General features: G+C 37.7%; 23 protein-coding genes and 2 riboswitches. Of the genes, 4 read left to right on the top strand and 19 right to left on the bottom strand.

The features are described 5' to 3' along the window. Nucleotides 1-257: 257 nt before the first annotated feature. The 19 genes from C2I06_RS20995 to C2I06_RS20905 all read right to left on the bottom strand — a co-directional run bounded on the left by C2I06_RS20995 (nt 258) and on the right by C2I06_RS20905 (nt 18820). Nucleotides 258-950, bottom strand: coding sequence for an alpha/beta hydrolase (locus tag C2I06_RS20995; protein ID WP_123258789.1), 693 nt, complete (start codon nt 948-950; stop codon nt 258-260). A gap of 141 nt (nt 951-1091) precedes the next feature. Beyond that, entirely contained in the window at nt 1092-2453 is a 1362-nt protein-coding gene (locus tag C2I06_RS20990) for a UDP-N-acetylmuramoyl-tripeptide--D-alanyl-D-alanine ligase (RefSeq protein ID WP_275068562.1), read from the bottom strand. A 116-nt stretch (nt 2454-2569) separates the two neighbouring features. Continuing rightward, entirely contained in the window at nt 2570-3643 is a 1074-nt protein-coding gene (locus tag C2I06_RS20985) for a D-alanine--D-alanine ligase (protein WP_095331027.1), read from the bottom strand. A gap of 236 nt (nt 3644-3879) precedes the next feature. Next, nucleotides 3880-4593, bottom strand: a complete 714-nt coding sequence (locus C2I06_RS20980) for an ATP-binding protein (protein ID WP_123258788.1) — start codon at nt 4591-4593, stop codon at nt 3880-3882. Continuing rightward, the gene (locus tag C2I06_RS20975; RefSeq protein ID WP_095331031.1) at nt 4590-5075 is read right to left on the bottom strand and encodes an ECF transporter S component; all 486 of its coding nucleotides are present in this window, start codon (nt 5073-5075) and stop codon (nt 4590-4592) included. Before C2I06_RS20975 ends, C2I06_RS20980 begins: the two co-directional genes overlap by 4 nt. Next, complete coding sequence (locus tag C2I06_RS20970) at nt 5056-5655, bottom strand: cob(I)yrinic acid a,c-diamide adenosyltransferase (protein WP_095331033.1); 600 nt, start codon at nt 5653-5655, stop codon at nt 5056-5058. The genes C2I06_RS20975 and C2I06_RS20970 overlap by 20 nt, the downstream gene beginning before the upstream one ends. A gap of 75 nt (nt 5656-5730) precedes the next feature. Next, the gene (locus C2I06_RS20965; protein ID WP_095331035.1) at nt 5731-6168 is read right to left on the bottom strand and encodes a bifunctional adenosylcobinamide kinase/adenosylcobinamide-phosphate guanylyltransferase; all 438 of its coding nucleotides are present in this window, start codon (nt 6166-6168) and stop codon (nt 5731-5733) included. Continuing rightward, a complete protein-coding gene (locus C2I06_RS20960) occupies nt 6117-6743 on the bottom strand; it encodes a histidine phosphatase family protein (RefSeq protein ID WP_095331037.1) in 627 nt (208 codons plus the stop codon). The genes C2I06_RS20965 and C2I06_RS20960 overlap by 52 nt, the downstream gene beginning before the upstream one ends. Further along, complete coding sequence (gene cobS, locus C2I06_RS20955; RefSeq protein ID WP_095331039.1) at nt 6701-7495, bottom strand: adenosylcobinamide-GDP ribazoletransferase; 795 nt, start codon at nt 7493-7495, stop codon at nt 6701-6703. The genes C2I06_RS20960 and cobS overlap by 43 nt, the downstream gene beginning before the upstream one ends. Continuing rightward, nucleotides 7495-8997 carry a cobyric acid synthase gene (locus C2I06_RS20950; protein WP_123258787.1) on the bottom strand — a complete coding sequence of 501 codons (1503 nt, stop codon included), beginning with the start codon at nt 8995-8997 and terminating at the stop codon, nt 7495-7497. Before C2I06_RS20950 ends, cobS begins: the two co-directional genes overlap by 1 nt. Continuing rightward, nucleotides 8994-9551, bottom strand: a complete 558-nt coding sequence (locus C2I06_RS20945; protein WP_123258786.1) for a bifunctional adenosylcobinamide kinase/adenosylcobinamide-phosphate guanylyltransferase — start codon at nt 9549-9551, stop codon at nt 8994-8996. Before C2I06_RS20945 ends, C2I06_RS20950 begins: the two co-directional genes overlap by 4 nt. Beyond that, a complete protein-coding gene (locus tag C2I06_RS20940; protein ID WP_095331045.1) occupies nt 9521-10612 on the bottom strand; it encodes a pyridoxal phosphate-dependent aminotransferase in 1092 nt (363 codons plus the stop codon). Before C2I06_RS20940 ends, C2I06_RS20945 begins: the two co-directional genes overlap by 31 nt. Further along, nucleotides 10587-11549, bottom strand: coding sequence for an adenosylcobinamide-phosphate synthase CbiB (gene cbiB, locus C2I06_RS20935; protein ID WP_123258785.1), 963 nt, complete (start codon nt 11547-11549; stop codon nt 10587-10589). Before cbiB ends, C2I06_RS20940 begins: the two co-directional genes overlap by 26 nt. Then, complete coding sequence (locus C2I06_RS20930) at nt 11546-13012, bottom strand: heme ABC transporter ATP-binding protein (RefSeq protein ID WP_123258784.1); 1467 nt, start codon at nt 13010-13012, stop codon at nt 11546-11548. Before C2I06_RS20930 ends, cbiB begins: the two co-directional genes overlap by 4 nt. Further along, nucleotides 13012-14049 carry a FecCD family ABC transporter permease gene (locus C2I06_RS20925; RefSeq protein ID WP_420915971.1) on the bottom strand — a complete coding sequence of 346 codons (1038 nt, stop codon included), beginning with the start codon at nt 14047-14049 and terminating at the stop codon, nt 13012-13014. Before C2I06_RS20925 ends, C2I06_RS20930 begins: the two co-directional genes overlap by 1 nt. Beyond that, a complete protein-coding gene (locus tag C2I06_RS20920) occupies nt 14036-14998 on the bottom strand; it encodes an ABC transporter substrate-binding protein (protein WP_123258782.1) in 963 nt (320 codons plus the stop codon). The genes C2I06_RS20925 and C2I06_RS20920 overlap by 14 nt, the downstream gene beginning before the upstream one ends. Before the next feature lie 125 nt (nt 14999-15123). After that, a riboswitch (cobalamin riboswitch) is annotated at nt 15124-15323 on the bottom strand. Nucleotides 15324-15404: 81 nt separating this feature from the next. Then, a complete protein-coding gene (gene sfsA, locus C2I06_RS20915; protein WP_095331054.1) occupies nt 15405-16136 on the bottom strand; it encodes a DNA/RNA nuclease SfsA in 732 nt (243 codons plus the stop codon). A gap of 12 nt (nt 16137-16148) precedes the next feature. Then, nucleotides 16149-16925, bottom strand: a complete 777-nt coding sequence (locus C2I06_RS20910) for a hypothetical protein (protein WP_095331056.1) — start codon at nt 16923-16925, stop codon at nt 16149-16151. 560 nt (nt 16926-17485) lie between these two features. Continuing rightward, nucleotides 17486-18820 (bottom strand): 5'-deoxyadenosine deaminase, encoded by a 1335-nt coding sequence (locus C2I06_RS20905; RefSeq protein ID WP_123258781.1) that lies wholly within the window; start codon nt 18818-18820, stop codon nt 17486-17488. 63 nt (nt 18821-18883) lie between these two features. After that, nucleotides 18884-18982, bottom strand: a riboswitch (purine riboswitch). Nucleotides 18983-19209: 227 nt separating this feature from the next. Between C2I06_RS20905 and mgtE the strand changes: the two genes are divergently transcribed. The 4 genes from mgtE to C2I06_RS20885 all read left to right on the top strand — a co-directional run bounded on the left by mgtE (nt 19210) and on the right by C2I06_RS20885 (nt 23448). Further along, the gene (gene mgtE / locus C2I06_RS20900) at nt 19210-20568 is read left to right on the top strand and encodes a magnesium transporter (protein ID WP_095257993.1); all 1359 of its coding nucleotides are present in this window, start codon (nt 19210-19212) and stop codon (nt 20566-20568) included. A 154-nt stretch (nt 20569-20722) separates the two neighbouring features. Then, nucleotides 20723-21883 (top strand): FtsW/RodA/SpoVE family cell cycle protein, encoded by a 1161-nt coding sequence (locus C2I06_RS20895; protein WP_095331060.1) that lies wholly within the window; start codon nt 20723-20725, stop codon nt 21881-21883. A gap of 275 nt (nt 21884-22158) precedes the next feature. Continuing rightward, entirely contained in the window at nt 22159-22611 is a 453-nt protein-coding gene (locus tag C2I06_RS20890; protein ID WP_047944207.1) for a Dps family protein, read from the top strand. 177 nt (nt 22612-22788) lie between these two features. Then, complete coding sequence (locus C2I06_RS20885; protein WP_095331062.1) at nt 22789-23448, top strand: potassium channel family protein; 660 nt, start codon at nt 22789-22791, stop codon at nt 23446-23448. Nucleotides 23449-23593: the final 145 nt, after the last annotated feature.

Raw genomic sequence — 23593 nt, 5'->3', positions numbered from 1 at the left:
ATTAAGATATAAGCTTTGCAATAAATTGGGCAGCTGAAAATCTAGGTTTTATGCGTGTTTTTACCATTTTTACAATGTAAACGCTTTATGCTAAAAAGGCGGCCTATTACGTCATTTTATAGAGTTGATATAAGATTATCTTTTAATTCCACTCTTCTTTTAGTCTAAAGCTAAAGGCCGAAAATAGACAAACCTTCCTTTCTTTACTGTCTCCAATCGACCTTCCTTCTATACGATTGAACATGGATACTTTTAACTTATGAGGGCGCCTTGAGGAATGTTATTATTTCTTGAAATAATGATTCTCTTTTTTCACAATGACAAATTAAGTGCTTGGATTCCTCCACATATAATATCTTCTTATTTTCTGCCCGAATTGTATTATACAAATAGGCTGCACTCTTCAACGGGACAATTCCATCCTTCTCCCCTTGGGCAATCAATGTTGGCACTTGAATGTTGGCTAACAATGGTTTTACACATTGCACAAGCTTCCTGAACTGAATGGCAGCGGCTAACGGAGTACTTTTAATTTTGTTCATATAGCGGATAAATTGCTCATTATCTTTAATTCGCCCTCGAAAAAAATCAGCACAAATTATTCTTATATCCTTTTGAAGCTGAACCAAGTTTACATAATAAGCAGCTGCACTTAAGAGAATTAATTTCTTAATCGGATACTTTGCTGCTAAATAGCTTGCTATTAATCCACCCATGGAAAAACCGACAACATATACTGTGTCGTGTCTTTTTAATAAATCCTTTAACGCTTCTTCCGCATATTGGATCCACTCATTATATATAATCCCTTTTAAGCTTAATTGATCGCCATGCCCTGGAAGAGTTGGAACCATACACTCCCAATTGGTATAGTTCTGAATATATTCAGCTAGTGGTTCTACCTCCATTGGAGAACCTGTAAATCCATGTATACATAAACACGCTGTCATTTACTCCCCCTCCTTTTAGAGATATTTTACACTATAAGAGTAATTCATTTTTTATATACATTTCTTAACTATCCACTCTAAAAAAAGCCGAACCTACAAGGAAAACGTTTTTCGTTTTTCAAATAGGCTGGCCTCCTTCTATTATTGTATTGCCTTAACGATTTCCTCTAGCTTCATTCCTCTAGAAGCTTTGACTAAAATTACTGTTTCTTTATTTAGAAAAGGCAGTAAAGTTTCTATTAATGGCTCTTTTCCTTGGAAAGAAAAAACATGATCTTCAGGAAGAACTGTTTTTGCTCCTTCTGCAATGAAATTACCCAGCTTTCCATATGTTAAAACGTAATCGACTCCTTCTAAATGCTCTCCCATCTCATAATGAAAAGCTTCTTCTTGATCTCCCAACTCTAACATATCGCCAAGAACGGCAATTTTTTGCTTATATCCTGGCAGTTTCTTTAAGACATCAATAGCTGCAAGCATAGAAGTAGGACTGGCATTGTATGCATCATTAATAACTTTCACACCTAACTTCCCTTCGACTAACTCCATGCGCATATTTGTAAGTTTCAGCGATTGAAGACCTTTATTCATCTCTTCATAAGGAATTTCAAAAAACTCTGCCACTAGCATTGCTGCCAACGCATTTAAAATATTGTGATTTCCTAAAACCGGCAATTCAAATGGTTCAGTAGCTTTATTAATATGAAAAACACTGCCATTTTCAAGTGCCTTTATTTCATGGGGATATAAATCATTAGCAGGATCCATACCAAAAGTTTTCATATCCAGCTTCCTATCTTTTACACGGGTTGAAAGAAGGGGTTCATCTCCAAAGTAAACAAATCGTCCTTTCTCCTTCAATCCATTTAAGATTTCTAACTTCGCCTCTGCAATCCCTTCTCTTGATCCTAGATCTTGCATATGAGACTCCCCGATATTCGTAATTACAGCAATATCTGGTTCTGCTAATCGGCTCAAAAAGTCGATTTCCCCACGACTGCTCATGCCCATTTCGAGCACAGCAATATCTGTATCCTCCTCTAAACCAAGTACAGTTAAAGGAAGACCAAGATGATTATTATAATTGCCTTCTGTTTTTTGCACTTTATATTTTAAAGAAAGAAGACTTGTTGTCATATCCTTTGTAGATGTTTTTCCGTTACTTCCTGTTATCCCCACAACTTTAACCTTTAATTGTTGTAGATAGCTTTTAGCAAGCATTTGAATCGCTGTCAGCGAATTGTCCACAAAGATAAGAGGGAGATTCTCTGGCGGATTAGGGACATCCTTTTGCCAAAAAGCCGCAGCAGCACCTTGTTTAATTGCATCTGCAACATATTGATGTCCATCCGTTCTTTCTCCTTTAAAAGGAATGAATAATTGCCCTGCTTCTATTTTTCTCGAATCAATGGTTACCCCGCTAATAAGCACCTCATTATATTGCTCAAAGAAATGAGTACTGCTTGACATTGAAGCAATTTCTGCATATGTACGCTTAATCAAAATAAAACCTCCTTTAAAAATGAGCGGAGACTACTGCCCTTCTCTACTAAAAAACTTTCATTGGATGGAACAAAAGAAGAGGCATTTTTCTCACCTCTCCTTTTATGTTCTTCTTTTTAAATCGTATATTTAATATTTTGCTTTTCAGTGTGTCTTTCCACAGCTAGATCCACTAATTTATTGATCAGTGCATCATATTCTAAACCTGTGTGTTTCCATAATAACGGGAACATACTGAATGGTGTAAATCCAGGCATTGTATTCACTTCGTTAATATAAACTTTTCCTTCTTTTGTCAGGAAGAAATCTGCACGGACTAGGCCAGAACAATCAAGTGCTTTAAATGCTTTAATAGCATCTTCTTTAATCGCTGCATACTCTATTTCTGTCACGTCTGCAGGAATAATTAAAGCTGTATTTCCATCTTCATACTTTGCTTTATAATCATAGAAATCTTTTTTCGGAACAATCTCACCAGCTACAGAAACTTCAGGATGGTCGTTTCCTAGCACACCTACTTCAATTTCTCTTGCTGTTAAGCCCTCTTCTACAATAATCTTGCGGTCAAATTGAAATGCTTCGATGAAGGCTGTTTCTAGTTCTTCTCTTGTTGTACATTTACTAATCCCTACACTTGAACCAAGATTAGCAGGCTTAACAAAACAAGGAAAACCCAATTCTTTTTCTACACGTTCATAGGCTGCATCCTTATCACTTTGCCAGTCACTGCGGATAAAAGAATTGTATTTTACTTGATTTAATCCAGCTACTTCGAAGATGTTTTTCATAATTACTTTATCCATTCCAGCTGAAGAGGCTAGAACTCCATTCCCAACATAAGGAAGGTTAAGGAGTTCTAACAATCCTTGTACTGTTCCATCTTCTCCATTTGGCCCATGAAGCAGTGGAAAAATAACATCTAAGGAAGCTTCGTCATTTGCTTGAAAGAGAGTAGTAGAAAGGGCATTCGAGCCGATTTGTTCCTGTGTGTTAAACGCAAGCTCTTTTACATTTTCAACTGGTCCCATTAATTGAGGACCACGAACCCATTCACCGCTCTCTGATATGTAAATTGGGTGAATATCATATTTATCTGTATCTAATGCTTTAATTACAGCCATTGCTGTTTGCATGCTAACTTTATGTTCAGCTGATTTACCGCCATATAATAATCCCAGTTTCTTTTTCATTATGAGTATACCTCCATTTAATCAATGCACTTGTTTATTCTACCACTAGAACCATACCTTTAAAAATAAAACATGTAAGTCAAATAATAATTTAATCGAAAACACATATTCCTGTAATAGCACCTATTAATCCTTTTCCATTTTAACTCTTAATACGATATGAAAAAAGGGCAAAATGGAAGCTTATTTATTTAAATTTCTCCTAAAGAAAGAAAAAGCCACTTTGTACTTTTCTCTTATCTCGAAGAAACTTGCACTTCCAGAAAAAAACCACTCGTTAGTCTTTTTATTTCTGCCTCTACTTCCTTTGCATATTCAACAATAAAGCATGTAGCTGGACCGGCGGATTTTAATAGATCCACAGAGCATTGGACTTCTTCCTCTTGAACCAAATCTCCCTTTAACTGCCCCAATTCATAAAGAATCCCCTTTGATCCAACAGGCTGGATTCGACATTTATCCACTTTTGTCAATCGGGAAAATACTGCTAAGGGAACCACTTTTTCTTGTTGTAGAATCACTTCTTCTCCAACAAGAGGACTGCCTATTATAGCCATTTTTCCATTTATAATAGTGGTATCTTTTAAATCTGCTGGTCTTTTTCCAAGAACTGTGAGTCCTATTGCTGATTGACGGAAGGAAAAATTACTTTCTGTGCTTCCCGTTATTCCAATTTCCCTCTCTAATTCAAGCTCCTCTATTCCCTTATATATGCCTGCCAAAAGAATATCCCAAGCATCGTCTCCACAAAAATTCTGCAGGATTACCGAGAACGGCACTCCTCCCGCTGCCATACATTCCATAACCGCTACACGAAAGGAAAAATAGGAAACAATATCATAAGGGACGGAAACTTGATCATCTTCTTTCTGCCCAATTCCTCCACTATTATCTGCACTAATAACGAGCTCTTCTTTCTGATTCCACGATACGACTTGTACATCTCTCACTGCTTAACCACTCTCCACTCTTTAAGAAAAGCTGTAAGCCTTGGCATTAACAACTGGGCAATAATGCCGTTCAATACAGCTCCTATCAGCAGTACTGGAACCATCGAAATGTAAAAGCCCTTTCCCATTAGATATAAAAAAGGAAGTGGAAGTATTACACCATTTCCTAACACAAAGAACAATATGGAGATTATGCTATTTCCAGTTTGATAGATTTTTGAAAAAGTAAAAACAAGCAGAAACATTTCTACTGCGATAAACAGATGGAGCATGCCTAGTGGCAGCCCGCCTAAATATGCAGAAACAAGGTGACCGAGGGCTGCAACTATCCCTCCAGCTAGCCCGCCTAAAAGTGCTCCAGTAATAAGACTTGGAAAACTATCAAGGGCAACACTTCCAATAAAACTTGGTATTTTTATAAAAGCCCCAATAACTGATATAGCAATAAAAATAGCAAGGACATTAATTTTCTTCGCGTTCATTTCGCTCACCCTTTTTACTTGTCCGAAATACTTTTGCGCTTCGAATATACTCGATATCTGCCACATTGCTTCGGAAATTTATTACCCTCGCCAGTGCAAAAAAGTAATCGGAAAGTCTATTTAAGTATTTTAAGGGCAATTCTGGAATGTCCTCCGTTGTCCTCACCAATGTCACGACTAAGCGTTCCGCTCTTCTTGTCACCGTTCGTGCAATATGAACAATAGCTGCCGCTTCTGTTCCTCCAGGCAAAATAAAGCGCTCCAAATCGGGTGTCTCCTCCATAAACTTATCAATTCTTTCCTCTAAATAAGTGATAGCAGATTCTGTTAACTTTAGTTGTCTTCGCGTCGAAATACTGGCTAAATCCCCTCCACAATCAAATAACTCATGCTGGATTTTCTCTAAATCTTCCTTAATATCAGCAAATTGTTCCCCTGTTAATTGCGTAACAATTAGCCCGACAACAGAATTCAACTCATCGACCGTTCCATAGGCTTCTACTCGAATATCATCCTTTGATACTCTCCCTCCTATAATACTCGTTTCCCCGGTATCACCTGTTTTTGTATAGATACGCATTTTCTACCCCTCTTTCTGTTTTGTCCTTATTTTTTTGCCTAGGCATTTTGCTGCTTCCTATCATTCGATCGCTCACTACTTTAATCGCTCATTTAACCCATACCAAATAACATCTACTCTGTCTGCAGCGGCTGCTATTCGCTGAAAAATCAGCCCTGTGGCATCACGCCACAAGCGATCTCTTCTATCAATCGGAACAATGCCTTTTGTAATATCACTGCCAATTATAAACACGCAGCGATTATTCTCTTCTCTTTCCCATTGAAGCAAAGCTTCCACTAGTTTTTCCATATAATCGATTGTTTGCTCCAATGTTTCTTCCTGCAGACGATTTTTGATCATCCACTCCAGTCCTTCTATTCTATAGAAAGAACCCTTCTCATTATTTGCCATGCTTATTTCCTTTTCATCAAATAGACGGAGAACCTTTCCTTCTGTAAATCCCTGCTCTCTTGCAAATGTTACTGTCCAGCTTTTTTTTCCGTGAAAGCTACCTCCTGTAATAAAGTGCATCTTTCCTTCCTCCTAAAGCTTTCTTTGTTAGACCAAATTAACTCGATTCCTTCACCAGGGGAAATTGCACAATCCCAAAAATCCCTTTTTGTTACACCATATTTACTAAGCAAGTATCGAATGACACCGCCATGTGTAACTACTGCCATTCTATTATTTCGAGTACTCTGTTTAATTAAGTGATTCCAGCCCCTATCCACTCGCTCTACCAACTCTGCAAAAGATTCCCCATTTGTTGGAGCATTAGTAAATGGAGCGTTTAACCATTTGCAATACTCAGGTAACTCTTTTAATTGTTCGTATGTTTTTCCTTCCCAATCCCCAAAATTTATTTCCCGAAAACCAGAAACACTGTACAGAATCTGTTCAGGAAACCAATATGCTGCTGTCTCTTTCGTCCGCAATAAATCACTTGTACTTATCCAGTCATATTTAGACACTGGCCTTCCTTTTTCATAAAGCATATTTCTCCCCTTTTCACTTAACGGAGCATCCGTCCAGCCAATATATGCCTTTCGTTCATTTGCAGCCGTTAGCCCATGACGAAATAATGCAATAACCATAGTGTCGCCCATAGTGCTATTTCCGTCCCTTCTACACTTGCACCTAATAAGTCACCTGTTAATCCACCAAAAGCCTGTTTCATAAATCGGCTAAATAATAGGTAGCAGCCGATGCTTACGGAAAGAAACAAAAAGAATAAAGGCAGCCATTTGGGAAACAGTAACAAGAAAACTAACAAAGCAGCTGCAATATATCCACTATAAAAAAACAGGCGCTGCCCTTGGACAGACTTTTTAAAGTATGCTCCAAGTCCGTCCCTTTTTGCCTCTGGAACAAATAGTAGGCTCCAGCCCATTACTGCTTTAGAAAAGAATGGCAGAAGCATCACAAAAAGATAGGTAAAGTCTTGCATATGTGTCACAATTTCATAGATAAAAAGAAACTTCGTACTCAATAAAAGAATGACAGACAAAACACCAAAGGCACCGACATGAGGATCTTTCATAATTTCTAATCTTTTTTTTGCATCTTGATAAGAAAAATAAGCATCACTTGCATCCATCCAGCCATCTAAATGAAGTCCACCTGTTAATAAAATCGTACTGATCCAGACAATAAAAGCAATGGCGAGAGCTGTAAATGGAGTATATTCATTTAGCAAAAAGAAAATCCCCATATAAATAAAGCCTTGGAAAAGACCTAGCAAAGGGAATGTTTTTATACTTTTCTGCAAAAACTCCCCTTCCATCGGCAGCTCCTTCCTCACTGGAATCGCCGTAAAGAACTGAATATTTACTAGAAAACCAATACACCATTTTTTCATTAGTTATCACCAGCTTGAAGGATATCCAATAGTTTATCCCAATCAAGATGTCTCTTCATCTCATCAGCAAGCGCATCAAAACGTTTATCCTTTTGCTCTCGCATAATCAGTGTTTTTCTTTCTGCCATGCCCTTTTGCAGTCGTATCTGATTTAACCATGTATTACGAAACATATCATTGTAGAAAAGATGATGCATATAGGTTCCTATCAATTTTCCGTCTTCACGATAATACCCCTCATCCCTATTATTAAGGAATAGAAATGGACATCTTTCGGCAGAATCCTCATACTCTGTTTTGCCTAAATGAATCTCATACCCTTCTATTCTTTCTGAAGATAACTTTGTAAAGGGATGATAACTACCTTCCATGCGAATCGTCGCTTTTTTCTGTTCAAAGATTGTCCTTGCAGGGATAAGCCCTAGGCCTTCTATTTCTTCGCCTGCGATTCCAGTATCAGCTCCATATGGATCCATAAAGACAGAACATAACATTTGATAGCCTCCACATAAGCCTATTATTCTGCCGCCTTCTTTATAATAGCGCTTAAGCTGGGCATCTAATCCATTCCTTTTCATTTCTCTTAAATCCTCTATCGTACTCTTGGTACCTGGAATAATGACTGCATCTGGGTTCCCTAAATCTTCCCCTTTATCAATCAGACGGATAGTAACATCTTCCTCTAGGAAAAATGGTTCTATATCCGTAAAGTTAGACATATAACGATTGTTTACTACTGCTAAATCAAGCACTTCTTTTGAAGTTGCTATTCTTTTCTCCCGTATAGATAAGGAGTCCTCCCCTTCAATCATATGGTTATGAATAAAAGGAAGGACTCCGAGAACAGGGATGCCTGTCTTTTCCTTCAGCCATTGCACACCATCTTCAAAAAGAGTGACATCACCGCGAAACTTATTAATAACAATCCCCTTTACCCTGCTCCGTTCCTCTTCTGAAAATAAGGAGAGAGTACCAACAATGCTCGCAAACACACCACCGCGATCAATATCAGCAACAAGAATAACCGGGATATCAGCCATTTCTGCGACCTTCATATTTACAAGCTCTCTATCTTTTAAATTGATTTCTACTGGGCTTCCCGCCCCTTCCATGATTACCATCTCATAGTTCCTTTGCAGATAGTGAAGGCTTTTTTGGATAACACGAATTCCTTCTTCATAAAATCGTTCACGATACCCTCTGCCTGAAAGAGTAGTACTCGCTTCTCCTAGCAGAACAACCTCTGATTGCAAGTCAGATCTTGGCTTTAAGAGAATTGGATTCATCCAAACCGTCGCCTCTATCTTTGCTGCTTCTGCCTGAATCCCTTGTGCTCTACCAATCTCTTTTCCGTCTACGGTGACATAAGAATTATTCGACATATTTTGTGATTTAAATGGTGCTACTTTTATGCCCTCATTTGCTAACATTCTGCATAGAGCAGTAACAATCAGACTTTTCCCAACATCGGATGAAGTTCCCTGTATCATCACACCCTTCATTCTTGTCCTCCCTTCTTTCGTTGTGCGATTCCGTTCTCTACTAAATATGCCTCATATGCATGCTGCACGAGAAAATAATGCAGCCGATTTAAAATCCTGCAATATTTCTGTACAGCTGGATCGAGAGACGGTTCATATGTAACCTCATTACTAACAAGGATAAGATAGCGACAACTTTGGCTTAGCTCTATTAGATCCTTTTTCAGTTTTCCCTCTATCCCTTCCTGTTGTTTATCTTGGAAAAAAAGTTCATTATTGACCAAAACGGTTAAACAATCGAGCAAAATGACATCCTTTTTTGTAAAGACAGCCGCTAATTCCCCAATATCAACTGGCTTTTCATAGGTATTCCATTTCACCTTTTGTGCCTCTCTGTTTTGTTGGTGTCTGATAATTCTCTCTTCCATTTCAGCATCCGTAATGACAGCAGTAGCGATATAATGCAATGTTGCTCTTTCTTCTTGCGCATATCTAATGGCCAATCCCTCAGCAAACGAAGATTTGCCACTTCTCACGCCACCTGTTACAAAGATGAGGGATGATTTTGTTTCCATTTAGTTAACACTCCTCGCAATTGCTGATTCTGTTCTTTGCTTTTAACCGCAAATCGCAGCCATCTTCCTTCTAGACTCGGGTAATTATATGTATGTCTTGCAATGATGCCATTGTTTAGCAGAAAAGTAAGGAATTCCTTTTGATCCGTTAACCTTGGATCTTTTAACAAGTAATAATTAGCAGCAGAGTTGGAGTACACAAAATGTTTATTCTTAAAGAAGGAAAATAGCTTTTTTTTCTCTCCTTCTATATAGCTTTGCGTATTATTTAGAAACTCCTCCTGCTCTATTAATAATTCGCCAGCCTTTAAAGCAATTCCATTTATACTCCATTGTGACTGCAAGTGCTGCAGTTGTGCAATTAGTTCTTCTGATGCGAATACGTAGCCTAGCCGTATTCCTGGTATACTGTACATTTTGGTTAAAGAACGTAAAATAATGAGATTTGGGTAATTTTTCAAGAGCGGAAGCATATCCTCATATCCAACTACAAAATCATAGAAAGCTTCATCTAGAATGACGGAACAATCGTTTTGCATACAAATATCCAATAACTCTTCTACTAAGTTCTTCGGATAAAATATCCCTGTTGGATTATTAGGATTACATAAAAATACAGCATCGACTTGACGAATATCCTTTTCCAATTTAGCGAGAGACAGCTCCCAGCCTGTTTCTTCGGATAAATAATGATGATAGATGTCGCAATTATTAATTCGGCACACTTCTTCATATTCAGAAAAAGCCGGCTGAAGAAGTAATACCTTTTTCCCCGCCAGAATTCTCCCTAATAAGGAAATGATTTCCGCAGCTCCATTTCCAATCAAAAGCTGCTTGGAAGGAATTCCATACTGGTTTGAAATTTTCTCTTTTAGGCGACTTGCAAAAGGATCTGGATAAAGCTGAACGGTCTGAAAGAGGTCAAACCATTTCCTTAATAAAACCGGCGGAGGTCCTAATGGATTAATATTTGCGCTAAAATCAATCGCACCCACAGGCATTTCTAAATTTGTCTTTTCATATATATACTGGGGATTAGCTCCATGCATTGGCCAGTTCAAATCCAATTCCTCCTATAAATAAAAAAAGATAAAAGCAAACAACTGCTTTATTAGCAATTTTAGTGGACTCGATAATATGTTTCGTTCCTAATGGCTGGAGTGCTGTTCCCATTCTAGCCCGATCTGATTTCTGTCCTCGATAATAATTAATCCCACCGAGCTGTATACCCAGGAGAATAGCAGTCACTGCTTCCCCCCAGCCGCTGTTTGGAGACGGATGTTTCTTCGCATCTTGAAATAACAGCTTCCAGGCTTCCTTTTTCGGATGGAAAGGACTACGACTAACCAAAAGCAAAAGCATTGCTGTTATTCGACTCGGCAAGTAGTTAACAATATCATCACATTTTGCTGCATAATACCCGAATTCTCTATATTTATCATTCTTATAACCAACCATACTGTCACATGTATTAATGGCCCTATATACAAGACTGAAAGGAGCACCACCAATAAATGCCCAAAACAGTGGAGCTGTAATGCCATCACTAGTGTTTTCTGCCACAGTCTCTACCGTTGCCCGGACAATTTCTTTTTCCTCTAACTGCCCTGTATCTCTTCCCACAATATAAGAAAGCTTTCTTCTTGCCAGCACTAGATCATTAACCTGCAATGGTTCATAGACCTCTATCGCAGCATCCTTCAGACTCTTTTGGGCAATGGTTGTGGCGATAAGTAGAGCTTCTATTATTACGCCGATCCACCAATGAAGCTGATAGCTAATATAAACAAGGAAACAGCTAAGCAAAAAGGTAAGCACTAAAACACTCATGAGCATCCATAATCCTTTTAACTGCCGATTGCTCCCCTTATTTAATCTTTGATCTAAATAGGAAATCAACTTTCCCATCCCTTTCACAGGATGTGGCCAGCCTGGAGGATCCCCAATCAACTTATCTAAAATAATCGCAATGGTAATGCTGATTAAATGGCCGATCATTTAGCTGCCAGCCTCCTATCCCTTTTATCTAATGACGTTGTTAAACAGTGATAGACCCCTTCTGCTATACACTTTCCAAGCGCCGTAATCGTACCGGCAAATTCAAGATATGTTCCTACTTGAGTGGCAGCGACCGATATACTATCTGTTGATGTACCTGTTGCAATAGTTCCTGTTTCCATATCCTTTGTTTTCCGATCACGCAAGACGGCTGCTTTTGCTTCGGTAGCAGTAATGGCACTTTGCAAAAAGGCTTGCTCTGATAATTTCCCGTTAACAAAAATCCAAATATTAATCGTCCCTGGATTTAAAGAGGATGAATGCTCGTTCGTCTTAGCTGCATCGACAGCATTTCCTACTCCACCTGTTACCACAATCATGACAGAGAAATCCGCTCGCTCCAATAACTGATAGGTTGCATCTTCTGTATGAACAGCTGTCATCATTCCGACTGTCTCTTGTGGGCTAAAGCCATTTTGAAGCAAATAATTGTCCATGTCTTTCTGGTAATCCTCGCAGCAGTATGTCTTATCTACATGGCGGTTTACAAAGTTTTTATACCAGCCCATCCCGGCACCCGTTACGCCAGATGAAAGCGTGTATAATGGGAAAGGAGCCTTCATTTCTACTCTTTCTGAAGTAATAGTAATTGCCGTTGTATCTATTTGAACTTTCTTTCTCTTTAGCTCTCTTGGCACAAGCGCTATTTGAGAAGCTGGTCTGCTTGGATGAAAAGTACTTTTCACATTTGTCTTATAGATTCTTTTCACTCTTTTTTCTTGCAATACATCAGAAGGAGGGGCATCTACTTCTACTTTTCCATCATGTAATAAAAGGAGTCGATCGCAATATAATCCTGCCAAGTTTAAATCATGAAAAATACAAACAATTGTCAGGCCTTCTTCCCTGCTCCATTCTCTTAAGCTATCCAATAACTCCTTCTGGTAGGATAGATCCAAATGGTTAGTAGGTTCATCTAACAGAAGGATTTCTGGCTCTTGTGCCAGGGCCTGAGCCAAATAAACGCGCTGCTTTTCCCCGCCAGACAATGCATGAATAGACTTGTCTTGATAAACAAAGACCCCCGTTTGTTTCATTACTCGGGTGATCACTTCTTCATCTTTAGAAGTCCAGGATTGAAACAGCCCCGATTGATGTGCATACCTCCCGAGCGATACAATTTCTCGAACAGTATAGGAAAATGATTCATTCACATGCTGAGAAAGCACGGCGACTACCTTTGCTAATTCCTTCGTTTTATACTGGTCAATGGATGTGCCCTTTATCTCCACCTGTCCTACTCGCGGTGTTAAAATACCGCTGATAATTTTCATTAAAGTCGTTTTCCCACTGCCATTTGGCCCAAGGATACCAATCATTTCCCCTTTATTCACAGAAAAAGAAATATCCTCCAAAATTTGTTTTGTTTCATATTGAAAAAAGAGATTTCGTACATTCAGCATTATTTTAAACTCCTCTTCCTTCTTCTCAGTAATAACCCTGCAAACACTGGAGCACCTACTATAGCTGTTATGACCCCTATCGGGAGTTCTGTCGGAGAAATAATCGTCCTAGCCAATAAGTCAGCCAAAATCATAAAACCACTGCCAGCAAAAAGAGAGACTCCCATTAAATGTCTGTGATCAGGACCTACGATAATCCGGACAAAGTGTGGAATCACAAGGCCCACAAATCCGATCGTACCAGATACAGCAACAGCCGCACCTGTTAACATGGAGCCAGCCAGCAAAATAACCATTTTTCTTCTCTGTACATGGATCCCTAAATGCTGGGCTCTTTCTTCGCCAAATGCTAAAGCATTTAATTCCTTTCCTTGCGAAAGAAGAAGACCGGAACCAACTACAAAGAAAGGCAGGATAATTTTAATGTATTCCCACCCTCTCATAGAGACACTGCCAAGTAACCAGCCTATAATTTGGCGTAGTTCGTTCCCTGTTAATGCAATCATAAGAGAAATAAATGCACTTAGAAAAGAACCAATAATGATACCCGTTAAAATAATTGTCTCAACCCGCATGGCGGGATCCATTTTTTTTGCAAAAAAAACGACAAATAATATCGTCAGAAAGGAGAATAATACACTCATAAATGGCAAAGTCAATCCGCCAAGAAACGGAATGGTAAAGTGGAAAAATAACGTAATAACGGCTCCAACCGATGCTCCAGATGAAACCCCAAGTGTATATGGGTCTGCCAATGGATTTCTTAATAATCCCTGAAATGCAGCTCCCGCTATGGAAAGACTGGCACCGACCAGTCCTGCCAAAAGCACTCTAGGGAGGCGAATATTTTGAACTATATTAACATGCATGGGATTGACATTCGTTAATATGCTTTCTGGTCCAATGTAGCTTGCTAATATTTTCACTACAGATAAAATAGGGACAGAGATCGTTCCAATGGCTATTCCCATCACAATCGCAAATAGGAGAAAAAAAGCGGCATAAACATAAGCCGCTTTTCTTTTATTTAAAAACATCCGGATACACCGCTTTGGCAACTGCCTCTACTCCTTCAACTAGGCGAGGACCAGAACGAGTTACCATGTCAGAATCTACATCTATTATTTGCTTTTCTTTCACTGCATTTATCTTTTCCCAGCCTTTTCTCGAGCTAATTTGCTCGAGTGGACTTTTTTCTGAGTAGGCACCATAAGTAGTAATAATAACATCCGGATTAGCTCCAATTACTGCCTCTTGATCCACTTGAATCCAACCTTCCTCAGAAATGATGTTATTTGCACGAATAGTGTCTAGCATCTCTTGCATAAATGTCTTTTTACCAGTTGTAAATAAATTTGGTTCCGCGTTTACTTCTATGTAAACTGCCTTTTTATCACTATCGGAAATGGCTGCTGCTTTCTCCTTGATAGCACCTAACTTTTCTTTCATATCAGCTACAAGCTTATTTGCCTCTTTCTCTGTTCCAGTGGCTTGTCCAATCATGACCATGCTTTTATAAACATCTTCAAAAGAAGTGGCATCATTCACAACAACAACATCAATGCCTGCATCCCTGATTTGCTGCAAGCCTTCCGTAGAATTATGGGCGCTCGATGCATGTGCTAACACTACATCTGGATTTAGAGAGATTATTTTCTCCACATTAAAATCCATCCCGCCTACCTTCTCTTTTTCCGTCGCTTCTTTTGGATAGTTATCAAAGTCACTAACTCCAACTAACTCCTTTCCCAGCCCAAGCGCAAATACGATTTCCGTATTGCTAGGCATTAAGGAAACTATCTTTTCTGGTTTTTCTTCGATTACTACTTCTTGATCCAATCCATCCTTAATGGTGACAGGAAAGCTAGTCTGTTCTGTAGTAGCTTTTTCTTTATTATGCTTATTTTCCGTCTTCGTTTCTCCACATCCAGCAAGCACTCCAACAACGAGCAGCATCGCTAACAGTATGGAATACAACTTTTTCATCTATGTTCACCTTCCTAAATAATATAGAAAAATAAAAAACATCTCTATCATTGTCTATAGAGATGTTGGGATATCTTCAAAATTATTTTCAAAGTGCTCCACACCTCCCTATCCTCGTAGGTTTATTTGGTGTATAGAAAATGGCAGGTCTCCTGACTCATGATTTTCGCACATGGAGCCTTCCCATACATCCGTACAGTGGCACTTTTCCATGCTGCAATCATTTACAGTGGCGGGACCGTGTTAGATTCTCACTAACTTCCCTTTTAAGAGACTTCTTGTAAAAAGGGCTTAAGGATTCCTCTTCAACCTTCTCACTAAAAGTCTCACCATCATCTATCTATTTTATTTTTCCGTCTTTTCTGATTATACATTTAACAGATGTGTAAATAAATATATTCCTTTACTAAAGTTTAAAAAAAGGATCGACCGGAACCGCATGGCCCAATGCAATTCCCTGCTCTGATAATATGCAAGTGTAGCTTAATAATTGCACCCCAGCATGTGCAGCTTCTTCCAAGCTTTTTGCGAAAACTGGATCAATTGCAGCTGCTCCTGTCACTATTTCCACGTCTTCTCTTTGCACAACAAATAAAATAGCTGTTTTTATTATTCCTTCACTTGCAATAGCAGTTAATTCTTGCACATGCTTAGAACCCCTTTTAGTAACAGCGTCTGGAAACATGCCAATTCCATCGCTCGCTAAGGTGACACTCTTTACTTCGAGAAGTAGCTGATTGTTTTTCCTATCTTCTAATAAGAAATCCCATCGTGAGCTGCCATACGTATATTCAGACTTAACCCAATGATAAGCAGAAAGCTCCTCTATCATGGCTTTCTTTAACATTAATTCGACTAACTTATTAGGATAGGTAGTATTAATTGACACAAGCAATCCATTTGCTTCCACATACACAGCCGTCCACTTTGTCTTCCGATTAGGATTCATGCTCGGCAGAACATAAATCACAGCCCCTTCAACTAAAAGTTCGATCAGCCGCCCTGGATCTGCCAAATGGACCTTTTCTATTTCTTCTGTTTCCTGATCATAACAATGTAAAATAAACCGATTTGGGCGCTCCACAAACGTCATTTTCTTTAATGCTGCCGGAAAGCTTACCATTATATTTCCACTCATATTTGTCACCAATTAAACGATAGCTAATTGCCATTCTCTTAATTTTTTATCAAAAATAAGTAAAGCATCACTTTTTTGCTTAGCATTCTTCTCATATTCTTCATACATATCGTCCATATTATCAAAATCCCCTAAAACCCAAATTGGAATCTCCAGCTTCAATCGTGTTTGATAGGCTTTTTCAATAGATAAAACCATGCCCTCACTCATATAACGTTTTAACTCTGTTACAATTTCTTTCGGAAGAGGTGGATAAAGCCTTTTCTTTTTAATTCCTAACAGCGCTTTCTCTAATTTAAGTTCTGTCACTTTATTTGCAATAACCTCACAAAATAATTGATAAAAAGACTCCATGTTTTTATAATAAATTTTATTAAACCAGCCATCATCATGAGCTAAATAGGCATATTGGTTGTTCAATTGTTGAAAAAATGGCTTTTTTAAAGGCTCCAGTTTATGTCCTAAATACAAGAGTTCCGCTATCGTTTGCCCTTCTAAAATATCTAATGTTTCCGTCTCATCAAAATCGACCCATACAAAGTCCCCATATCCATAAACATCTTCCATCGATAACGGTGCTAATTTATTGTTTGGAACATATTCGAACTGGGTATGTATATGAAATTCTCCATCTTCAAACTGATGCTTTAACAACAAAATAGAGGCAAGAGTATCAGCAAGGATTCTGTAAAACTCTCTAAACTCTATACCATAAGAAAGCACAAAACGTTCTTTCTCATTTAGATGGATATAAACCACATCTCGAATATCATTATTACCTTTTTTCATCAAGTAAACCTCCAAACATTATTAGCTTGTAAACTTAAAGAGCTTCAGCTTACATTCTTGTTATCGAAATTGTCTTTACTCCATTTTATCGAAATCATGATAAGAAATATTCCCTTATTTTTTATATTATATTTAAAATCCTTGATCTGCTTTTACATACTTTCCATCATACATCTAGTTGTACTTATTGTAACCATTTTAGTTTAACAAAAATAAGGAAAAATAGCTTACATAATCTAAAATTTAGAAAAAAAAGGAAGCGTATACTTGGAATGTGAGAGCGTCTAGGAGAAAGCTAACTTGAATATTCGTTAATATTTGCGGATTGTTGGCATCCATCAGAATTATTTTAGTTAATTTTGTGCTGTTCAAAGGGGGCAGTAATAGTCGTTTTTAGCTAAATAATTGATTTTATCGGCTAAATTTGCTTGGTTTCAGCCAGACTTTCAATTTTTCATCCAATCTTGACCACTTACCTTCCCCAAAAAAAATACACCGTACTAGGAAATGGAATAACGCAATTTTCCAAAATCCTAGTAACGGTTGCAATCAAATCCAGCTCAATTTATGGTTGTTTTGCTTAACAATCTTTTTATACTTTTATCCGCTTCTTTTAGCACAATACTTTTATCTATTGTTTTCATGATTTTATTTTCCATTACTATTCTACCGTCTATAATGGTTGTTTCTACATCTGCTCGTGTGGCGGAATAGACAATTCTTGAGATAGGATCCACATCATAGGACGGAAAGGTATGAAAATTTTGCAGGTTTAAAATCGCTAAATCTGCTCGCTTGCCAATTTCCAGACTGCCAATTTCTTTTTCGAGTCCGACTGCTTTTGCTCCACCTAAAGTTGCCATGCGGAACACTGTTCTCGCATCCATCGCTGTTGGTCCATGTATTGGCTTTTGAATAAGTGCAGCCAACCTCATTTCATTAAACATATCCAAGTTATTATTACACGGAGCCCCATCTGCCCCTAAACTGACGGAAACATGATTGCAAGTAAGATGATGTGTGTCAGCTATCCCTGATGCTAGCTTTAAATTAGAGCCGGGACAATGACTAACATGGACACCCTTCTCTTGAATAATCCGCTTTTCTTCTTCATCCAGCCAAATACAATGCGCCAATATCAAGCGGTCATTTGCTAAACCGAGATGGTCTAAGTACACCACATTCCTCATACCTGTTTCTTTTTGCACGATTTGAATTTCCCCCTTATTTTCTGAGGCATGGGTGTGCACTTTTACACCATATTTATCTGAAAGAATCTTCACCTCTTTCAATAGCTCTTCCGTACAAGAAACCACAAATCTTGGCGAAAAGGCATATTGAATTCTTCCATTATCAAAGCCATCCCATTTTTCTAATAAATCTACACTCTGTTGAATAGACTCCGCTGTTAATTCCTGCAATGCTAAGGGGACTTCATCCCCTTTATCCATCATTACCTTTCCAGAAACAGCCCGGATTCCGCTTTCTGCAAGTGCGTGAAAAGCATGTTCCGTATGATGAACGGTTTCCATATCAACAATCGTTGTTGTCCCGCTTTCCAGTAGCTCTCCAATACCAAGCATGGCGGAATAATAAATAGATTCCTCGTCATGAGCAGCCTCAAGTGGCCAGATTCTTTGTTTAAGCCAATCCATTAGCTCAAGATCATCCCCTTTTCCGCGAAAAAGTGTCTGGCATAAGTGAATATGAGTCTGAACAAACCCAGGAATTACCGTTCTATTTGTCGCATCAATCATTTTATCTACGTGATTTTTTTTAAGATTCTCCCCTATTTCCTTAATGATATTCCCTTCTATATAAATATCTCCGGTTATAATTTCTTCTGCTTGATTCATTGTTACTATCTGTGCATTTTTGATTAACATATTTCCCATTTAAACTCCCCCATGCTTGTTTAAATTTCCGCATAAACACAAAAAAACTACGAAAAATATGCTAGTTCAAAGCATATTTTTCGTAGCAAGAAATTTACGGTTTCCAGTAGAGACCCTTAACCCAATTATTAAGGATATACGAAAAAAAGGCGCAATAGCAGCAGTTGCCTGCAGTCATGCATGTTATACCCTTATTTTAATCGAGAGGCAATTCTTTTCAAGTTAATTGTCAGAAAACTTAACAATGTTTTTTCAAGGGATCTGTTTTTTCTCAAAATCTCCTTTTTTACAAAGATTTATCCATTTCATTCTTTCACTTAATTACATATAATAAAACAGGGTATATGTCGAATAATAGCCTATAAACATCGGAAGGGAGAGTGAGAAGTATGATACACAAAATGACAGAAAATCAGATCACACTTCACATCATTCAGACACTAAAAGATAATAAAAAATCTGAATTTGAATCCATCGTTGATGAGCTACAACCATATGATATAGCTCAAATTTATGAGAGTCTCCCCGATAAGCACAGGGCTCGTTTTTTGCTTTTCTTAAAAGTCGACTTATTAGCCCATCTCTTGGAGGAATTGGATAAAGAGGAACAGCTGGAAGTTCTAAATACATTAGGAATGGACAAAACAGGGAAGGTTCTAGATTTAATGGACAATGATGACCTAGCTTCCCTTTTAAATGAACTAGCACCAGAAAGAATTAAAGAACTCCTTTCTGGAATGAAAAAAGAAGAATCCATTATTGTCCAAAACTTAATGAACTACCCAGATGAAACCGCTGGACGTCTTATGACCAATCGTTTTGTTTGGATTCGTGATTACTACACTACGCGTGAAGCTGTCGATAAACTAAAGTCGTTTGCAGATTTCGCGGAAACTTTAAGCTATTTATACGTCATTGATCAGAATAGAAAATTAGTTGGTGTTGTTTCCTATCGTGATCTTTTGATTGCTGAACCCCAGGACAAAATTCGTGACATTATGTATGAACGGGTTATTAGTGTCACAGTGGATCAGGACCAAGAAGAAGTAGCCCAAACCATCCAAAAATATGATTTCTTAGCCATTCCCGTTGTCAATGAAGAAAACATCTTAATGGGAATTGTTACAGTTGATGATATGATTGATGTCGTTTTTCAAGAAGCAAATGAAGATATCGAAAAGCTTTCTGCTTCAGGTAAATCAATAGACTTTGATACAAAAGCATCTGTTGCAGCTTACAGAAGACTTCCTTGGTTAATCTTGCTGCTTTTTATCGGGGTTGTATCTGGCAGTATTATCAGCAATTATGAGGATGTTCTTACAAAGGTTGTAGCATTATCTTTTTTCATGCCGATGATTTCTGGAATGACTGGGAACACGGGAACACAATCATTAGCCGTTGTCGTTCGTGGACTTATTTCTAATACAATTAATAAAGCAGTTGTAACAAAACTGATTTTCAGGGAATTATTAGTTGGTTTGATCATTGGGATAACCTGCGGTGTTATTATTACGATTATTGCCTATGTCTGGCAAAGCGATCTCATGCTTGGCTTAGTTGTTGGTCTTTCTTTAATTTGCACACTTATCATCGGAACACTATCTGGTACTATTATTCCAATCATTCTTTATAAGTTAAATATTGACCCAGCAGTAGCCTCTGGACCTTTGATTACAACTCTTAATGATATATTTTCGTTATTTATTTACTTCGGAATCGCACAAATTTTCCTTGCCCATTTAATGTGAAAAAAAAGACTGTCTGTCAAAAGGCAGTCTTTTTAAATCCTGTCTATTTTTTCCACCTATCTTTTTTTGTCGATTATGAAAAATAAGGAAACAATTCTGTTTCCATTTCCGTCTATATAAATAGGTAAGAAATTTGAACTAGGGGTTTGCAGAAATGAGAACAAGAAATGTTTTTTCTGAAAGATTTGATTGGACATTATGTCTTTTGCTTATGTTATTTTGTCTAGTTAGCAGTATTGCTATATACAGCGCGAACGCTGCTTACTTACAATCACAAATTATGTGGTATGTTATTGGCGCGGTTGTAATTGCCATTATTATGTATTTTGATAATGAACAGATTCAACAAATCACTTGGATTTTGTATGGAATAGGGGCCGTTTTATTAATCGGTCTTCTAGTTGCTCCAGAAACGGCATTTACTCCACGCAGAGGCGGAGCGCAAAGTTGGTATGTCATTCCCCATATTGGCAGTATTCAACCGTCTGAATATATGAAGGTCTTTTATATTTTAGCGATTGCTAAAGTTATAAATAATCATAATGTCAAAACCATTCATAAATCTCTGCGAACAGATTTTATTTTGATGGGTAAACTGGCGATTGTAGCTGGTGTTCCAATAGCATTAGTCATTTTGCAGGATTTTGGGACTACACTCGTGTTAATGGCTATTTTAATTGGAATGATGCTAGTCTCAGGAATTTCATGGAAACTGCTCATTCCTTTATATGGTGCTGCTGCTGCATTTGGTTCCATTGTTTTATACTTAGCTATCTTCGGAAGAGAACTATTAGAAAAATATCTAGGAGTAGATCCCTATCAATTCGCTCGTGTTAATTCCTGGCTCGACCCTCATAATGCTGGCGATGATGGCTTACAGTTAGTCAAATCACTGATGGCGATAGGCTCTGGGCTTATTGGTGGTAAGGGCTTAGGAAAAGAGGAAGTGTATATTCCCGAAAGACATACAGACTTTATTTTTACGATTATTGGGGAGGAGTATGGATTTATTGGCGGCAGTATTGTCATTATTCTTTATTTTCTTTTAATATTCCACCTAGTTCGAACTGCATTGCAAACAGCCAATCCCTACAGTATTTATATCAGCGTCGGCGTTATTAGTATGATTACATTCCACGTTTTTGAGAATATCGGAATGACTATACAATTATTGCCGATAACAGGGATTCCCCTTCCATTTATAAGTTATGGGGGCAGCTCTCTAATGTGCAATTTGATGGCAATGGGACTCATATTTAGTATTCGTTATCACCATAAATCTTATATGTTTTCTTCTAAATCCCTCTCTTTCTAATTGTAAAGATCAACTAGACTCCGCACCTCGCTGAGTCTTTTTTTATTTTTGTCCATTTGATGAAATCTTTCTCCCTTTTGTTTTCTTTCCTCTGTAATTAGGGTATATATTTAATAGAACAACAAAAACTATAAAGAAATTTTAGCAACAATAAGATGACTATGTTTTCTCTAATTGTAATAAAAACTAAATTAAAATAATTACAAATAAGTATTGATTTTAATTTAGAATTTGTTATAATTAATATATAATCAGTCGAAGGGAGTTTGTTAAACATGGGATTACAAACAAAAGTAGAATTACAAAAAGAACTAAACGTACAAATTGCTAACTGGAGCGTATTATACACAAAACTACATCAACATCATTGGTATGTAAAAGGACCATTTTTCTTCACACTTCATGAAAAATTTGAAGAGTTATATGACGAAGCTGGTGAAGCAGTAGATGAACTTGCAGAGCGCTTGCTTGCTATTGGCGGTAAACCTGTTTCTACATTAAAAGAATTTATCGAAACTTCCACTTTACAAGAAAGTACGGAAAAACGATCTGCAAATGATATGGTGAAATCTTTAGTAGAGGATTATAGCCATATTAATACACAATTAAAAGCACTAGCAGCACATGCAGATGAATTAGAAGATGTGATTACTAATGATTTAGCTATTGATTTAATTGGCAAAATCGAAAAACATTTATGGATGTTAACTGCATATCTTTCTGAATAATATTGGAAAAAATCTACCACTTTTTCGTCTTCCTTGCGAAAAAGTGGTTTTTTAATTTCCATTAAAGCTTCTTCTTCCTATTTATCTCCTGAAAAGCAAAAAAACCATTTTCCTTCTTTTCGATAAAAAAGTATAATGATGGCAAAAGTATGTATTTTCATCCCTAGGAGGATAAACATGAAAAAACAATTTGTTGTGATAGGATTAGGCAGTTTTGGTGGTAGTTTAGTGGAAGAATTTCATAAAATGGGGGCGGAAGTATTAGCCATTGATCAATCTCTCGAGAAAGTGGAAAAATATCGACCTTTCGCTACCCTTTGTGTGCAAATGACAACTCTTACAGAGGCATCACTAACGCAAATCGGTATTCGGAATTTCGATCATGCTTTTGTTTCGTTTGGAGATGACGTCGAGTCTAGCACCCTTACGACCATGCTGTTAAAAGAGATGGGTCTTAGCAAAGTCTGGGTGAAGGCGGCCGATGTCTATCATAAACGCGTTTTAGAAAAAATCGGTGCTGACCGCGTCATTCATCCAGAACAGGATATGGCAAAAAGAATTGCCCACCATGTTGTTTCTGATAGTATGATTGATTATATTGAGCTTTCAAAAGAACACGGAATTGTGGAAATGGTAGCTTCTCCGAAAATACATAATAAGTCGATTTTAGATTTAGATGTCCGTGCTAATTATGGCTGTACTATTATTGGCATCCAACGAGCAGGAGAAACAATTGTCTCTCCATCCGCAAATGAAGTAATCCATCAGGGCGATATTCTCATTATGGTTGGCAGTAATGACTGTTTATATAGATTCGAAGAAAAAGCATTAAGATAATCTTTTAGAAAAAATATAATAGAAATAGACTCTGCATGAGAAGGCTTTCAATACAGTCTTCTCTTTTTTATTGCCCCCCCTCATTCCTTAAACTCCATTTTATCCAACGTTTAATCCTATTCTCACTGGGTATTAAGTAGAATAC

Source organism: Niallia circulans (genome assembly GCF_003726095.1).
GTDB classification, from domain to species: Bacteria; Bacillota; Bacilli; order Bacillales; family Cytobacillaceae; genus Niallia; species Niallia circulans_A.
This window is presented reverse-complemented; position numbering and strand designations above follow the sequence as displayed.

What these genes read in the sequence shown, in the direction of transcription:
- sfsA (WP_095331054.1), bottom strand. Translation starts at nt 16,136, where the DNA reads ATGAGTGGAAATATAATGGTAAGCTTTCCGGCAGCATTAAAGAAAATG.
- C2I06_RS20970 (WP_095331033.1), bottom strand. Translation starts at nt 5,655, where the DNA reads ATGCGTATCTATACAAAAACAGGTGATACCGGGGAAACGAGTATTATA.
- cobS (WP_095331039.1), bottom strand. Translation starts at nt 7,495, where the DNA reads ATGAAAAAATGGTGTATTGGTTTTCTAGTAAATATTCAGTTCTTTACG.
- C2I06_RS20960 (WP_095331037.1), bottom strand. Translation starts at nt 6,743, where the DNA reads ATGGGCGACACTATGGTTATTGCATTATTTCGTCATGGGCTAACGGCT.
- C2I06_RS20920 (WP_123258782.1), bottom strand. Translation starts at nt 14,998, where the DNA reads ATGAAAAAGTTGTATTCCATACTGTTAGCGATGCTGCTCGTTGTTGGA.
- C2I06_RS20950 (WP_123258787.1), bottom strand. Translation starts at nt 8,997, where the DNA reads ATGAAGGGTGTGATGATACAGGGAACTTCATCCGATGTTGGGAAAAGT.
- C2I06_RS20895 (WP_095331060.1), top strand. Translation starts at nt 20,723, where the DNA reads ATGAGAACAAGAAATGTTTTTTCTGAAAGATTTGATTGGACATTATGT.
- C2I06_RS20985 (WP_095331027.1), bottom strand. Translation starts at nt 3,643, where the DNA reads ATGAAAAAGAAACTGGGATTATTATATGGCGGTAAATCAGCTGAACAT.
- cbiB (WP_123258785.1), bottom strand. Translation starts at nt 11,549, where the DNA reads ATGATCGGCCATTTAATCAGCATTACCATTGCGATTATTTTAGATAAG.
- C2I06_RS20905 (WP_123258781.1), bottom strand. Translation starts at nt 18,820, where the DNA reads ATGGGAAATATGTTAATCAAAAATGCACAGATAGTAACAATGAATCAA.
- mgtE (WP_095257993.1), top strand. Translation starts at nt 19,210, where the DNA reads ATGATACACAAAATGACAGAAAATCAGATCACACTTCACATCATTCAG.
- C2I06_RS20885 (WP_095331062.1), top strand. Translation starts at nt 22,789, where the DNA reads ATGAAAAAACAATTTGTTGTGATAGGATTAGGCAGTTTTGGTGGTAGT.
- C2I06_RS20930 (WP_123258784.1), bottom strand. Translation starts at nt 13,012, where the DNA reads ATGCTGAATGTACGAAATCTCTTTTTTCAATATGAAACAAAACAAATT.
- C2I06_RS20975 (WP_095331031.1), bottom strand. Translation starts at nt 5,075, where the DNA reads ATGAACGCGAAGAAAATTAATGTCCTTGCTATTTTTATTGCTATATCA.
- C2I06_RS20925 (WP_420915971.1), bottom strand. Translation starts at nt 14,049, where the DNA reads ATGTTTTTAAATAAAAGAAAAGCGGCTTATGTTTATGCCGCTTTTTTT.
- C2I06_RS20995 (WP_123258789.1), bottom strand. Translation starts at nt 950, where the DNA reads ATGACAGCGTGTTTATGTATACATGGATTTACAGGTTCTCCAATGGAG.
- C2I06_RS20945 (WP_123258786.1), bottom strand. Translation starts at nt 9,551, where the DNA reads ATGGAAACAAAATCATCCCTCATCTTTGTAACAGGTGGCGTGAGAAGT.
- C2I06_RS20910 (WP_095331056.1), bottom strand. Translation starts at nt 16,925, where the DNA reads ATGAAAAAAGGTAATAATGATATTCGAGATGTGGTTTATATCCATCTA.
- C2I06_RS20890 (WP_047944207.1), top strand. Translation starts at nt 22,159, where the DNA reads ATGGGATTACAAACAAAAGTAGAATTACAAAAAGAACTAAACGTACAA.
- C2I06_RS20965 (WP_095331035.1), bottom strand. Translation starts at nt 6,168, where the DNA reads ATGCACTTTATTACAGGAGGTAGCTTTCACGGAAAAAAAAGCTGGACA.